At 68.8% G+C, this 14,518-nt stretch carries 12 protein-coding genes, 1 tRNA gene and 1 riboswitch; of the genes, 4 read left to right on the top strand and 9 right to left on the bottom strand.

Annotation, left to right across the window (positions count from 1 at the left end):
- Nucleotides 1–479 precede the first annotated feature (479 nt).
- Entirely contained in the window at nt 480–1,280 is an 801-nt protein-coding gene (locus AC08OP_RS09475; protein WP_476613848.1) for an AfsR/SARP family transcriptional regulator, read from the top strand.
- A 64-nt stretch (nt 1,281–1,344) separates the two neighbouring features.
- Here the strand turns inward: AC08OP_RS09475 and AC08OP_RS09480 are convergent, their stop codons facing one another.
- Nucleotides 1,345–2,679, bottom strand: coding sequence for an MFS transporter (locus AC08OP_RS09480; RefSeq protein ID WP_476613849.1), 1,335 nt, complete (start codon nt 2,677–2,679; stop codon nt 1,345–1,347).
- Between the two features lie 647 nt (nt 2,680–3,326).
- Between AC08OP_RS09480 and AC08OP_RS09485 the strand changes: the two genes are divergently transcribed.
- Nucleotides 3,327–3,399: transfer RNA gene (locus tag AC08OP_RS09485), tRNA-Arg, on the top strand.
- A gap of 94 nt (nt 3,400–3,493) precedes the next feature.
- Here AC08OP_RS09485 and AC08OP_RS09490 read toward each other — a convergent pair.
- The 8 genes from AC08OP_RS09490 to AC08OP_RS09525 form a co-directional block, all read right to left on the bottom strand.
- The gene (locus AC08OP_RS09490) at nt 3,494–3,856 is read right to left on the bottom strand and encodes a DUF5615 family PIN-like protein (protein ID WP_476613850.1); all 363 of its coding nucleotides are present in this window, start codon (nt 3,854–3,856) and stop codon (nt 3,494–3,496) included.
- Nucleotides 3,853–4,092: a DUF433 domain-containing protein gene (locus AC08OP_RS09495; protein WP_476613851.1), complete on the bottom strand. Its 240-nt coding sequence runs from the start codon at nt 4,090–4,092 to the stop codon at nt 3,853–3,855. Before AC08OP_RS09495 ends, AC08OP_RS09490 begins: the two co-directional genes overlap by 4 nt.
- Nucleotides 4,093–4,417: 325 nt before the next feature.
- Entirely contained in the window at nt 4,418–4,735 is a 318-nt protein-coding gene (locus tag AC08OP_RS09500) for a helix-turn-helix domain-containing protein (protein ID WP_476613852.1), read from the bottom strand.
- Entirely contained in the window at nt 4,732–5,100 is a 369-nt protein-coding gene (locus tag AC08OP_RS09505) for a type II toxin-antitoxin system RelE/ParE family toxin (protein ID WP_476613853.1), read from the bottom strand. Before AC08OP_RS09505 ends, AC08OP_RS09500 begins: the two co-directional genes overlap by 4 nt.
- Nucleotides 5,101–5,813: 713 nt before the next feature.
- Complete coding sequence (locus AC08OP_RS09510) at nt 5,814–6,494, bottom strand: CGNR zinc finger domain-containing protein (RefSeq protein WP_462186613.1); 681 nt, start codon at nt 6,492–6,494, stop codon at nt 5,814–5,816.
- A gap of 205 nt (nt 6,495–6,699) precedes the next feature.
- Complete coding sequence (gene thiC, locus AC08OP_RS09515; RefSeq protein WP_476613854.1) at nt 6,700–8,487, bottom strand: phosphomethylpyrimidine synthase ThiC; 1,788 nt, start codon at nt 8,485–8,487, stop codon at nt 6,700–6,702.
- Between the two features lie 92 nt (nt 8,488–8,579).
- Nucleotides 8,580–8,687: riboswitch (TPP riboswitch) on the bottom strand.
- A gap of 144 nt (nt 8,688–8,831) precedes the next feature.
- A complete protein-coding gene (locus tag AC08OP_RS09520) occupies nt 8,832–10,421 on the bottom strand; it encodes an ATP-binding cassette domain-containing protein (RefSeq protein WP_476613855.1) in 1,590 nt (529 codons plus the stop codon).
- Nucleotides 10,418–12,496: a branched-chain amino acid ABC transporter permease gene (locus tag AC08OP_RS09525; protein WP_476613856.1), complete on the bottom strand. Its 2,079-nt coding sequence runs from the start codon at nt 12,494–12,496 to the stop codon at nt 10,418–10,420. The genes AC08OP_RS09520 and AC08OP_RS09525 overlap by 4 nt, the downstream gene beginning before the upstream one ends.
- A gap of 144 nt (nt 12,497–12,640) precedes the next feature.
- On the opposite strand from AC08OP_RS09525, the gene AC08OP_RS09530 reads away from it, so the two are divergent.
- Nucleotides 12,641–13,873, top strand: coding sequence for an ABC transporter substrate-binding protein (locus AC08OP_RS09530; protein WP_476613857.1), 1,233 nt, complete (start codon nt 12,641–12,643; stop codon nt 13,871–13,873).
- 430 nt (nt 13,874–14,303) lie between these two features.
- Nucleotides 14,304–14,444, top strand: coding sequence for a DUF2568 domain-containing protein (locus tag AC08OP_RS09535; RefSeq protein ID WP_476613858.1), 141 nt, complete (start codon nt 14,304–14,306; stop codon nt 14,442–14,444).
- Nucleotides 14,445–14,518 lie beyond the last annotated feature (74 nt).

Here is a 14,518-nt window from a genome sequence, read left to right on the forward strand (position 1 = left end):
CACCCACGCCCAGGCCTTTCGGCCCTCCCCGAAGGACCGCATCGGCCGGTCCCGTCCCGCCAACCACCGCGGACACCGGCGACGCCCCCGAGGCCGCCGAGGCCACCGGTCTGCTGGCCCATCCGGGACGACCGCTCATCCACCCGACGGATATCCCACGGGTACCATCCGCGATCTACTTCGAGACGCCCCGGATGCGAGCGAACCGGCAGGGCCGCGTCCCGGCCGAATCGATCCAGCCCGGGACGGAGGCACCACCTGGACCCCCTGCCCCCCCGCAGCCAACCACCGAGTACCGGACCGCGATCCCGCCCCGGCCGCCGGTCCCGCCTCCGAACGAACGGCTGGCGGGACCGGCGGACGCGCACCATGCACCGCCGCAGGCTGCTCGGGCGCGCTACGCCGACGGAGATACCACCGTCCCGGATGTCGGCGTTTCACGGCCCCCGGTGGCGACGTCCGGGGCGGCGCCACAGCGTGTGCCGCTCGAGACCACGCCGCCCGCCGATCCCACCGCGCCCGCCGAGGCGCAGGTCCGGATTCTCGGGCTGCCCACCGTCGAGGGTCCCGGGCGGCCACCCGCCGAGCGCATCGACCTGTTGACCGAGGTCATCGTCTACCTCGCGCTGCACCGGGAAGGCGTAGACAGTCGGCTTCTCGCCGAGGAGATCTGGCCATCCGACACCACAGAGGAGATCGCCGACGCCGCGCTGGCCGAAGCGCGCCAGTGGCTGGGGAGCGATGCCAACGGCTCGCCTCGAATCATGATCGGCCCGGATGGCCGATGGTGGCTGAGTCCGGATGTGCGCTGCGACTGGGAACTCTTCGTGGCCTACACCCACCGGGCCGGTCTGCCGGGCAGCGACGCCGAGGCGGATCTGACGACGGCCCTGCGGATGGTCAGCGGCCCCCTGTGGACGGATCTGCCTGCCGGGCGGTACCGCTGGGCGACCACCGGGCCAATCGCCCGAAGCACCTGGGCGGGCGTGGTCGACGTGGCGCATCGCCTCGCCCAACTGACGTTGGACTTCGGTGACACGATGACGGCGATGGCGGCCTGCCGCACCGGGCTACGGGCTGTGCCGACCTCCGAAGTGCTCTGGCGGGACCTGCTGCGCACGGTCGCCGCGCGGGGTGATCGCCGAACTCTGCAGGCTGTGGCAACGGAGATGTACCGAACTATCGGTGTCAGCGGGGTGCGCCGCGGCGGGCGGGCCGAGGCCGAGACGGACGCACTGGTGCAGACCCTGCTGCCCGGATTCCGTCGCGGCCGGCGGTAGTGCCCGTCTCCGCTCCCGGGGCAGCCGGCAGAGGACCCGGCCTGATGGCTGGTCGCTGGTGACGCTAGCCAACCTCGGGGATCTTGGGCACCCCGGCGATCTCCGAGGCACCGGGGTCCGCGGTGAACTCGGCAGCCGCGGCAGGAGAAGAATCGGGACCGCGCAACGCCGACGCGCAAACCATGATCGCGATGAGCAGGACAAGCACGACGACCATGGCGAGTTGCAGGCCCGCCAGCTCGGCGAGCCCACCGATGAGAGCCGGCCCGCACAACCATCCGGCATACCCGACCGTGCCGACCACGGCGATGGAGCTGCCCGTCGACGATCTGAGCCGCCCCGTCGCGGAGAACACCGCGGGCAGCACGCAGGCGGTGCCGACGCCGAGCGTTCCGAATCCGACGATTCCCCCGACCGTGCCGAACGCCGAGGAACCGAGCGCAAGCATGACCGCGAATCCCACCATCGCGGTCACGGCGAGGCCGCGGACCATTCGGGTCGGGCCGAACCGTGCCATGGCGCGGTCCCCGAACAGGCGCACGACGAACATGCAGGAGGTGAAGGCCACAAAGCCGATACCCGCGATTCCGGCAGTCGCTCCGGCTACATCGGTGAGGTAGACGGCGCTCCAGTCCGCCGCCACACCTTCGCAGAGGAAACTACCGAAGGCGATGACGCACAGTGCGACGAACTGCCGGGCACGGCTGCCGGTGCCCGGGGGACCCGGGGGACCCGCTCCGTCGCGGTCTCCGCCCCAGCCGTCTCGCCCGTCCCCTGGCGCGACTTCCCGTGCAGCGCCGTCGGGCAGCATCCAGGCCGTGGCGGGTAGGGCGGCAGCGAGACCCAACCCGCCGAGCACCGCGAACTGCACGCCGATCGGGACACTCAGAGCGGCCGCCGCCGAACCGATCCCGGCCCCGGACAGGGCACCCGCCGTCCACGCCGCATGGGCGGAGGTCATGATCGGCCGCTGGTAGCAGCGCTCAATCCCCACGGCCTGGGTGTTCAGGGAGATGTCGAGGCAGCTGCTGGTCGCCCCCCACAGGGCGAGCAGGGCGAACAGAGACCAGGGTCCCTCGATGAGCGGGACCAGAAGACCGGTGGCGCAGTAGGCGGGCAGACCTGCTCGCACCATGGTGATGCTGCCGTACCGGGTGACCGCCAGACCGATCAGCCACAATGTCAGAACCGCCCCGATCGGGGCGCCGAGCAGGGTCAGACCGAGCTGCCCGTCGCCGAGTTCGAGCCCCTCCTTGATTTGCGGTATACGCGGCGCCCAGCTCGCAAGCAGCAGAGCCAGCAGGAACAGCGAGCTCATCGTCGCCGCCCGGGCACGGAACAGTGCTTGGGCGCCGAAGGGCTGGCTCCGAGTCGCGCGGCGCACGCCGCCCGGATCCATCAGGATGATCTCCAGCCGTCGATCTTCATGATGCGCACGCCGTGTGGAGAATTACCCTGCACCCCGGATCGTTACGCATCATCACTCGACGCGACGATACTCGATAAGATCGGGCAGCGCTCTAGCGACATCCAATTATGCTTCGACAAATCTAATTACGATATACAAAATCTAATTACATTGCGTAAAATCCAGTTATGATCGACGGCACCCGATGACGTCCCGGTGTCACTATGAGGACCGCTCGACCATAAGGACCTCTCGGCAGCGGGCGCTAACGTGCCCGCCCGATCGGGCACGATGGCGTTCCCGTGGCCGTCGCGTCGGATACTGGCGGGGTGCGTCTGGTCATGCTCTCGGACACACACCTCCCGGTGCGGGCGCGCGAACTGCCCGCCGAGGTGGAGGATCGCCGGCTCGGAGAGGTCGTATCCCGCCGCGGCGGACGGTCAGCGGTTGACCGTCCGCCGCACGCCCCACCGGCAACTCCTCCTGCCGGCACCGCAGCTGCCGATTCGACGATGACCCCACACCTGTCCACACAAGAAGCACAGGATGAACTACAGACAGCTACATCCCCCTCGGAGGATCGGTGCCATCCGTCGGGTGCTGTAAGCTGGCACCGCCGGCCACCACGGCGGTACATCGCGCTCGTAGCTCAACGGACAGAGCATCTGACTACGGATCAGAAGGTTGGGGGTTCGAGTCCCTCCGAGCGCACGTCAGGTTGAGACAGCTCAGAGCCCCGCAGCCACTACTCCGGCGCGGGGCTCTGAGCTTTGCGTAGGCGATGTCCCAGCCCGGGCGGAGAGGGTCAATCGCCCTCGCGACGGATCCGGAGAAGGCCGCGGTGCGCCACTGTCACGGCCCCAGCGAGATCGGCGAGGTCGTGATGCGTGACCAGGTCCTCGACGGCCGCGATCACGGCGCGTGCCGACTGGTCGTCAAGCCGGAAGACCACGATCCCGCTGTGCGATCCCGGCGGGTAGGCACGGATGTTCCCGAAGCCGCGGTCGAGGGTGAACACGATCCGGTTCTCGGCAACCGCAGCAGCGAGCACCTCCGGATCGGAGCGGCCCGACAGGTTCTCCGCAAGTACGGTATCGGCGTCGATCCCGTGCTTGGCGAGTCGCTCGGCAAGGGAGACCGGGAGACCCTCGTCCAGCTTGACCTTCACGGCGCGGTACGAAGCGGCACGAGATCCTCCCGCGCCAGACGCGCCCCGTAGGCAGCGGCCGCACGGATCCCCAACACGGTCAGCGACGGGTACTCCGCGATGATCTCACCGTCGGACATACCGTCGGCAAGGCAGTCGAGCACAACACTCACCGGCACCCGGGTCCCCCGGATACACGCCTGCCCATGACCGACTGTCGGGTCGGCCACGACGAGCGCCAGAAGATCTTCCGCCATGCCTCCCAGTATGCTCCCGGATCTCAGCGTCGAGCGCCCGTCACGTGGTCCAAGCCGTGGCACGAGTGACAGCCAAGTTGACAGCCAAGCCGCTGGACGCGGGTGGACGTCGACGGACACCGGTGGACGGAACGCTCATGGTCAGCAGACAGGGCGGACGTTGACAGACGTCGACGGAAGATCCAAATCTAACTACGGATCAGAAGGTTGGGGGTTCGAGTCCCTCCGAGCGCACGTCAGGTTGAGACAGGTCAGAGCCCCGCAGCCGCTACTCCGGCGCGGGGCTCTGGGCTTTCCGGAGCAACGGAGGCAGCGGCACTGTCGCTTACGCGATCGCGGCGATATCCCCATCATCGAAGTAGATCGCCTGGTGCAGCCGGCCACCGAGAGCAGCGGCATAGCGAGCAACCACATCCTGACCGGACAGCGAGCCCTGCTCGATCTGCGAGATCCGCCCCTTGGTCACACCCATCCGCTCCGCGACCTGCGCCTGCGTCAGCCCCCGCGCCCGACGCACCTCAGCAAGCCGATGGCCTACCGCGACCGCGAGGAGCTCTTGGCAGCCGGCAGCAACCGCGTCTTCCCCACCGGCCCGGGCGACCTGCTCGGCACGGATGTCAGACCACCGTGTGTAACCGCTCATCGCTGATCGCTCTCTTCCTCGCCGCGTTCCACCAGATAGGTCTTGTATCGCTGCTCCGCAAGCGGGATCGCCTCGGCGTACCAGGCGTTCCACTGCCCAGCCTTGTCCCCGGCGACAAGCAGGATGCTCGAACGCCACGGATCGAAGCAGAACAGGATCCGCACCGTCCCCGGCCTAAGTTCCTTCAGGTTCGGCAACGACGAACCGCTGATCGTGTCGACGAGCGGTCTCCCCAGACCTGGACCAGCCTCCGCAAGAAGATCTATTGCTTGCACGACCCGGGCGTGCGTGGCCGCGTCCAGGCCGTCGATCCAGTCGCGGACCTCGTTGACGAGATAGACGTCCCACTGCTGCCCTTCTACCACACGAGTATAGCTCTCACTAAACCCTCGGCCCACCGAATCGCACAGGAGACGCCGGCGGGACGGCTGACAGCCAAGTTGATAGCCAAGGCCGCGAACGAGGACGGACGTCGACGGAAGATCCAAATCTAACTACGGATCAGACGGATCAGACGGTTGGGGGTCCGAGTCCCTCCGAGCGCACGCACGGTTGAGACAGGCCAGAGCCCCGCGTCCCCATCCAAGGCGCGGGGCTCTGCCGCTTCAAGGTCTCTTATACTGCAATTCGTACCACAATTGGCGACGGGGGCCGCCAAGCGACTCAGGCGACACCCTCCCACTTCTCACTCTCTGTAACAGTGGGTGGAGTCTGCAGCCAGGTGAGGATGTCGTCGATGCTCCCTGCGGTCCCCCGCCGGACGTCCTCGAACACGTCGATGCTACGCGCCGTCCTACCCGCCAGCTCCGAAGCGATGATCTACATCGCCATGATTGACAACCTCGCCAAACACGTAACAGGCGTGAGGTGCCCCGGGTCTGGTGGAGACTACGCCCGCGGCTCAGTGCGAGGCCGACGCCCAAGGGCCAACGCCACCGATGCGTTCGACATCCTTGATTCTTTCTACTGCGCCGCTGCCTGCCGGTCAATTGAGCGGCTAGACCACGCCCTCCGGCTGGAGGACCTGGCCGCCCACGCCGGGATGAGTCGCCGAACCTTCACCCGCCGCTTCGCTACGTCAGCACCTACGCGACGCCATCGCAGTCCCCCGAACGCCTACCGCAGAACCTTCCGCGGCTAAGGCGCCAGGAGCGCGTCCAGTGGTGAGGCGGGCCCGGTGCGCCCGCGCCTTGGCCCGGTTGCCGCAGATGGCCATGCTGCACCAGCGACGCTGGTGGGCCTTGGTGCGGTCGTAGAACCACAGCGTGCAGGTCGGGCCGTCGCAGTTGCGGACGAGCGACCGGTTGCCATGCGCGAACAGGTCCGCGGCGGCCCGCGCCGGCAAGGCGAGGAGGACCTCGGCGGATGCCCACGTCCCGCTTTCGACGATCGCGGGGGTACCGCCGACGCGGGTGAGCCGCGCGTACCGATGGTCGGTGGCCAACAGCCCATTCAGGCGCGACAGCGTGGGTTCGTCCGGCACGGTGGAGCTGCCGCCCGCCCAGGCGCCGATGAGCGGCCGCAGCCACTCCCGGAGCTCGACCGCGGCGACGGCGATGCGGTCGAGCTCTTCGGGCCCGAACCGGGCAGGCAGCGCCTCTCGTTCGGCCGTGCCGACAAGCCCCGCGAGCTGGAGCCAGCGCAGGTAGCTCCGCCCATCGGCGATCAACTCGATCGGGCCGTCCGCCGAGAAGGCGAGGCTATTGACGAAGTCCAGCACCGGATGATCGCCCAAGCCGATCAGCACGTCCGGGTTCATCGGAGACCTCCCCTCGAGCCGATCGCCCAAATAACCACTCCACTTCCTCTTGAGAGGTTACTCCCCCGCCAAAGTAATCGTCTTAGCTATCTTTTTTAGATAGCTTTTATGGACCACCGGACCACCGGGCCACTGCGCCCCCTGCGCCCGACGGGGCCCGCCGCTGACCGGCGGAAGCCCGTCGGGAGCCCGTCGGGACGGTCGGTCAGGAGTTGGCCACCGGAAGGTAGATCCGATTGCCGGCGGCGTTGAACTCGGCGGCCTTCTCCCGCAGGCCGGCGGTGACCGCCTCGTCGCCGGCCGGGCCCGCGCCATGCCCGGCCGGGTCCAGCCCGTCCCCGCCCGCGTGTGCCCGCACCTGATGGGAAATCTTCATCGAGCAGAAGTGCGGGCCGCACATCGAACAGAAGTGCGCCGACTTCGCGGCCGGGGCCGGCAGCGTCTCGTCGTGGAACGCGCGTGCGGTGTCGGGGTCGAGCGCGAGGTGGAACTGGTCGGCCCAGCGGAATTCGAACCGGGCGTCCGACAGGGCGTCATCCCAGGCCTGCGCGCCGGGATGACCCTTGGCGAGGTCGGCGGCGTGCGCGGCGATCTTGTAGGCGATGACGCCGGCCTTGACGTCGTCCCGGTCAGGCAAGCCGAGATGCTCCTTCGGGGTGACGTAACAGAGCATCGCGGTACCGGCCCATCCAATCATCGCCGCCCCGATCGCGGAGGTGATGTGGTCGTAGCCGGGGGCGATGTCGGTGGTCAGCGGCCCGAGGGTGTAGAACGGCGCGTCGTGGCACAGTTCCCGCTGCAGCTGCACGTTCTCCTCGATCTTGTTCATGGGCACGTGCCCGGGGCCCTCGATCATCACCTGGACGTCATGCTCCCACGCCACCTGCGTCAACTCGCCCAGGGTGGCGAGCTCGGCGAGCTGTGCCTCATCGTTCGCGTCCGCGATGGACCCGGGCCGCAGGCCGTCGCCCAGGGAGAACGTGACGTCGTACGCGGCGAAGATCTCGCACAGCTCGGCGAAGTGGGTGTAAAGGAAGTTCTCCTCGTGATGGGCCAGGCACCAGGAGGCCAGAATCGAGCCGCCGCGCGAGACGATCCCGGTCCTGCGCCGCGCGGTCAGCGGCACGTAGCGCAGCAGCACCCCCGCATGGACCGTCATGTAGTCCACACCCTGCTCGCACTGCTCGATCACAGTGTCCCGGTAGACCTCCCAGGACAGCTTCTCTGGCCGGCCACCGACCTTCTCCAACGCCTGGTAGATCGGCACGGTCCCGACCGGCACCGGCGCGTTGCGGATGATCCACTCGCGGGTCAGGGCGATGTCCGACCCGGTCGAGAGGTCCATCACGGTGTCCGCGCCCCAGCGGGTCGCCCACACCATCTTCTCGACCTCTTCCTCGATTGAGGAGGTAACGGCCGAGTTGCCGAGGTTCGCATTGATCTTCACGAGAAACGCACGGCCGATCGCCATCGGCTCGGACTCGGGATGGTTCACGTTCGCCGGCAGCACGGCCCGCCCCGCGGCGATCTCCGCCCGCACCGTCTCGACGGGAAGACCCTCCCGCAGGGCGACGAACTCCATCTCCCGAGTGATCTGACCGCGGCGGGCGTAGCCCAGCTGGGTTACGGAAGGCCGTCCCGGCACCGCCCGACGGGGCACTCGCACCTGCCCGCCGAGATCCGTCCCGCCGAGACCGGGCGTCCCAGAACCGGGCGTCCCAGGACCGGGCGCCCCGGTCCCGGGAACGGTCCGCTGCTCATCCGGCGCGGTGTCGCCACGCTGGGCGATCCAGCTGTCCCGCGTCGCCGGCAGACCCCGGCGCACGTCGATGGTCACCCCCGGATCGGTGTATGGACCGGAGGTGTCGTACACCACGACGGTGTCACCCGTGGTCAGCACGATCTCCCGCATCGGCACCCGCAGATCGGGATCCGCACCGACCAGCCAGGTCTTGCAGCTGCCCGTCAGCGGACCCGTCGAGACCGCCGTCATCGCCGCGGCCGAGATGGACGAGGAGGAGGACGAGATAGACGAAGAGGAGGACGAGACAGAGGACGAGACAGAGGAGGACGAACGGTCGGTGCGCGACACCATGTAAGACTCCCTACGCCGGCATTACCCGGACAGGTTCCTGCGGTCGGCGGCCCCAGCCGCCCTCTCAGCCCCTTGGCGGAGCTCCCGCGATCAACTTCGACGCTTGTCGACAGTAAGACACCGCCGGCCCGCTCGCCACCCCTTCCGGTTCATCCGACGCATGCCCTACACCATCGGGCGACGTGAGAGCCCTGTTCCGCCGAACCCCGGTTTCTCCGCGTGGCGGGGAACGCCGGACCAGCTCAGCGGTCCGGGGCCGCCGCCGGCCCGGAACTCCCGCCCAGATAAACCGTCTCGATGAGCTCGGGACGCGCGACGAGATCCGCCGCGCTCGCCGACAGCGCGATCCGGCCCCGGTCGAGAACGTAGCCACGGTCGGCCACCTGCAACGCGAGCGAGACGAACTGCTCGACCAGCAGCACGCCGGTCGACGTCTCGAGGGTGATCGTGCGCAGCAGGGCGAGCAGCTGCGGCGCGACCCCGGGTGCCAGGCCGAACGACAGCTCGTCCACCAGCAGCAGACGCGGTCTGCGCACCAGAGCGACAGCCAACGCGAGCCGTTGCCGCTCACCCCCGGACAGTTCTCCGGCCGACCGGTCGAGCAGGCCGCGCAGCACCGGGAACCAGTCCAACACCCGCCCGATCTCGCCGGATGAGCGCCGGCCGGCCGCCAGGCGCAGGTTCTCGCGGACGGTCAACCGCCCGAGTGACCCTCGTCCCTGCGGTACGACCGCCATCCCCCGGCGGGCGAGTGTGCTCGGCGCGGCCCGGCGCGACCGGTCATCGAGGACCTTGACCCGCCCCCTCGACGGCGTCAGCAGCCCCGCCGCCGTGCGGATCAGCGTCGTCTTGCCCGCGCCGTTCGCTCCGAGCAGCGCCACGATCTCCCCGGCACCGACGGTGAGCGACACGTCCCGGAGCACCGGAACTCCGTCGTATCCGCTTGTGACCCGGTCGAGCACGAGCAGATCGCCCCCGCCTCGACCGGGGGCCGGCGCCGGGGTGGAGCCAGGCATGGACCCGGAGGCGGGCATGGGCCCGGAGGCAGAGGCCGGAGCGGGCCCGGCGCGGTCGCCGCCGTCCGGCTCACCACCGCCCAGCTCACCACCGTTCAGCTCACCACCGCCCAGCTCACCACCGCCCAGATAGGCGGCGCGGACCGCCGGATCGGCACGCACCTCGGCAGGTCGACCGCGCGCGACGACGCGGCCCCCGTCCAGGACGAGGACGTGGTCGCATACGTCGAAGACGAGCTTCACATCGTGGTCGACGAGCAGCACGGCGATGCCGTCGGCGGCGATGCGGCGCAGCCGGTCGGCGAGCGTCCGGCGGGCGGCCGGGTCGAGACCCGCGGCCGGTTCGTCCAGCAGCAGGACCTTCGGCCCGGCGACGAGGGCGCGGCCGAGAGCCACCGAGGACCGCTCGTCGTGGGAGAGCGTCGACGGCAGGCGGTCGGCGATCGTGGCGAGCCCAAGCGACCGGGCCGGATCTGGCCCGTCCGCGGGTCCGGGTGCCCGGGGCGTGACGACGGCCAGATTCTCCCCGACCTCCAGGCTGTCGAAGAGTTCCAGCGCCTGGAAGGTGCGGGCGAGCCCCAACCGCAGCCGCTCATGCGCCGGCAGTCCGACGAGCACGGCACCGTCCAGCGTGACGGTGCCCGCGCTGATCGACGCAAACCCGGTGAGGGCGTCGATCAACGTCGTCTTTCCGGCTCCGTTGGGTCCGATGAGCCCGGTGATGGTGCCGGCCGACAGGGTGAAGGAGACATCCTCGAGGATGCGCGTACGGCCCTGGTCGGCGGCGAGCATGTCGACCGCCAGCAACGCCGTCACGGGGCTCCGCCCGGGTTGACCGGATGCGGGGTCAGGCTCGGCCGGCCCTGGTCCGGCGGCTGCGGGTGTCGCACGTGATCTCCTCGACGCGTTCGCTGCCCAGGACCGGTCCGATGCGTGCCACCCGACCGATCCACGCGGCCCTGATGATCGGCGCGAGCCGTCCGATGCGGTCGGTACGCGAGCCCGGCCGGACGTAGCACCGCCAGCACCACGACGGCGATCCCGCACAGCACGGACTGGTACTTGCCGAGCCCGGCAACCTGGTCCAGCACGATGAACACGATTCCGCCCGGCACCAGCAGACCGCCCAGCAACGCTCCGCCGACGCTCGTCACCCCACCGGCGGCCGCGATCGCCAGGAAGAACAGCGAGGCCGTGACGCCGAACGAGTCGAAGGACAGACGTCCCTGACCGTAGCCGATGAGGCAACCGCCGAGACCAGCGATCGCGGCGGAGAGAGTGAAGGCGAGCACCTTCGTACGACGGACGTCGATCCCGGCTGCGGCAGCGGCCCGTTCGTTCGCGCGCACGGCCAGCATGCGCCGGCCCAGGTCCGCGGTGCGCAGCCGGGCGACCCCGTAGCAGCACGCGGCGAGCACGGCCAACGCCAGCAGCCCGTACTCCGGCCGAGGGAACCCGGCACCGGCGAGCCCGAGATCGAGGCCGAAGATCTTCGGATTCGGTACTACCGACCCGGCCAACCCGCCGGTGACCAGCGGGTTTCCGAACACCACCTCCTGGATCGCGACGCCGGCGATCAGAGTGATCAACGCCAGGTCGATTCCACGCAGCCGCCGTGACAGCACCCCCAGCAGCAGGCCCGCCACAGCGGAGGCGCCCGTGGCGAGCAGGGGTGCGATCGGGAACGGCACGCCCAGCTCACCCTGGAGTCTGGCCAACAGGAAGCCGGCGACACCGGCGAGGGTCATCTGCGCCAACGAGAGCTGTCCGACGTACCCGGTCAACACGACGAACGACAGACACACCACGGCGCCAGCGAGGCTGCGTTCGAGGCCGAGCCGGTAGGGGCCGGTCAGCACGAGGATCGCGACCACCCCGAACGGCACACCGATTGCGAGGTGGCGCAGGGGAGACTCCGGCGGTTCGACCACCGGCATCGGAGCCGGCACGGCGACGCCCGCGGCGCGACCGGGAATCAGGTCCCCGCGCCGGCTCGCCACCGCGATGACCAGAAGCATCGGAAGCAGCGCGCGCAGTCCCGGCTGGTTCAACCAGGAGACGTCCTGTTGCAGCGGGATCAGGACAGCCTGGGTCATGCCGAGGCCGAGAGCTCCGACGACGGTCAGACCGAACGAGGACAGGCCACCGAGCAGAGCGGCGGCGAGCGCGGGAACGACGAACAGCGAGTAGCTCGTCGGATTCAGCGCACTGATCGGCGCCACGAGGATCCCGGCGAGAGCGGCGAGCACGGCCGCAATGACCCAGTTGACGGCGGCGATCCACCCGGGCCGCCGACCGAGAAGCGCGGTGGTCTGCTCATCCTCGGCGACGGCGCGGGTAGCCAGGCCGAACAACGTCCAGCGCGACATCGCCCACAGACCGGCGGCGACCACGATGACCGACGCGGCGAGCAGCAGCCGGTCGCTCGCCACGGTCACGCCCAGCAGGGACAGCGGTGACTGCGGCAGCACCGGGCTGAGGAACCTGTTGTCAGATCCGAACTGGAGCACGGCGACGGCCTGCAGCGCGATCGTGAGGCCGACCGCAGCCACGACCGTCATCAGCGGCTGGGCACGCCGCAAGGGCCGAAAAATAACCAGATAGGATACCAGCGCTAGGATTGCCGCCAGTGCGAGGGATACTGACAGGGCTAGCCCGAAGGTGGGCGTGTCGGTGAGATGAATTCTTGGCGGCATCCCGACGACGGGCAGTACGAGGTCCCCGACCTCCCGTAGTTCTGCGTACTGATAGGTGACGTACATAGCGAACGCCCCATGGGCGATGTTGACCACGCCGGACGCGCGGTAGGTGAGCACGAGCCCCAGCCCGAGCGCCGCGTACACGGCCCCCGGACCAAGGCCGAGCAGCAATGCTGCTATATACGTTGTCACCGGGCCCCCGTAGACGCATCTATTACAGATAGAGAGATCCGAACTGCGATGAAGACCGGACGCATGGTCACACAACAGTCCCCGTCCGGCCGGTCGACGGTCAAGCCCCCAGAACTGGACGACAGAAGTGTAGCTTCACGAGCCGTGAGACAAGCCTCCCGCATCCTCCTCGCGTTCTCCGTAGCCTTGTCCGTTGTCGTCGTCGGGTGCACGAGTCAGCGCGGTGGCTCGTCCGGCGCAGCTGCCGGTGGCAGCGCGGCGGCGAGCCGCCTGACCGGGCCTCCGATCACTGTCGGCTTCGTAACGGTTGAGAACAGCACTGTCGGGTCATACCCGGAGACCCGGAAGGCCGCTCAGGCCGCCGTGGACTACGCCAACACCTCTCTGGGCGGGCTCGACGGTCGGCCACTCCGGCTGATCAGTTGCGCAACCGACGGCTCGCCGGAGTCTTCCCAGAACTGCGCCAACCGGCTTGTCGCCACGAAACCACTCGCGGTGGTCGGCGGAATCGATTTCGGCGCGGAGGCGGCGATGCCGATATACGAGACCGCCCACATCCCGTACGTCACCGGCTCTCCTCAGCTGAGCGGAGAACTCGGCTCACACAACGCCTTCGCGTTTTCCGGCGGTTCGCTCAGCGAGCTGCTCGGCCTCACCGACTATCTGACGAACATCCGGCATGTGCGCAGCGTGCACGCGCTGTACCTCGACCTGCCCGGCCTGCTGTCCGCCGCTATCCAGGGATCACAGAACATCCTGCGCCATAAAGGTGTGTCCGATATCAAACTGGTGCCAGAGAAATCCGACGCGGCGGACTTCGCGCCAGCCCTGACCCAGGTCGCGGCGGGCAAGCCAGACGCGATCATCGTGGTGTTCCAGGCAGCGACGTGCACCCGGATCGTCCAGGCCGCGGCGGCGCTGAACATCCGCGACGACATCTACTTCATCGGCCCCTGCACCACCCCCGCGGTGCCGCGCGCGGCCAGCGGCCGGACCGACAACCTCTACTTCGCTTCCAGCTACCTGCCGGTCGGGACGAGCGATGGTGACGCCGACACGGCAGCGTTCCGTAAGGCGATCCCGGAGGCCGATCGTTCCTCGTCGTCGCAGGGATCCTTCTCCGCCGTCCTCAACATCCGGTCGCTGCTGGCCGGTACCGCCCAGCCGACCTCGGCCGCCCTGCTCACGGCGCTTCGTGCCTCCCGCGACCACCCGAACGTCATGGCCCATCCGTTCACCTGTGACGGCAAGCAGATCGACATCTTCCCGGCGGTCTGCAACACGGCGGTGCGGCTGCTGGCGTGGAAGAACAACACGTTCACCGATGTCACCGGCAACTGGCTCGACGGGCGCCAGCTCATCAAACTGATCAACTAATCACCTGGGCCGACCCGGGCCAGGCTGGACCGATCCGGGCCGCGGCACGGCTCGCTCAGCGAGCGGCTCCGGTCGGTCCAGATCAGCGCCGCCGATTCATCGGACAACACCCACTGTCTCATCCGGACCCAATGTCTCATCCGGCGCGACGCCGCCGAACAGGGCGGCGTCGACTGCCCCCGCAGCCGGTCACCCAGACGCGACGCGCACCGGCTTCTTGACAAGCGGTTGACTAACGTTGCCAGCTAGAATCGACTAACAGCGTTAGTCGTCTAGTCGTCTAGTCGTCTAGTCGTCTAGTCGTCTAGTCGTCTAGTCGGTCGACCCGGACCACGCGCCCACGGATCCCAGGCCCCAGGCCCAGCCGGATCCACTGCCGACAGCAGCCAAGATCACCCTTGCCGGACTCCTCCCACTTCTGACAGCCGGAATCTGGGGTAGGTGGCTGGCGCCGCGGGCAGCACGCAGGCTCGGCCAACCGTCGCGACTCGCGGTGAAACTGGCCCTCTTCGTCGCCACCGCGATGCTCGGGCGAGCGCCGGTTATCCGCTCTGGGCACTACTCTTCGTGATCTTCGTGGTCGCGACGACGGTGTCCGCGCAGATCCTCACGCCGCACCAGGCCGCGCCAGCCGTCGAGGACCCC

The organism is Frankia sp. CeRuru1 (assembly GCF_977966315.1).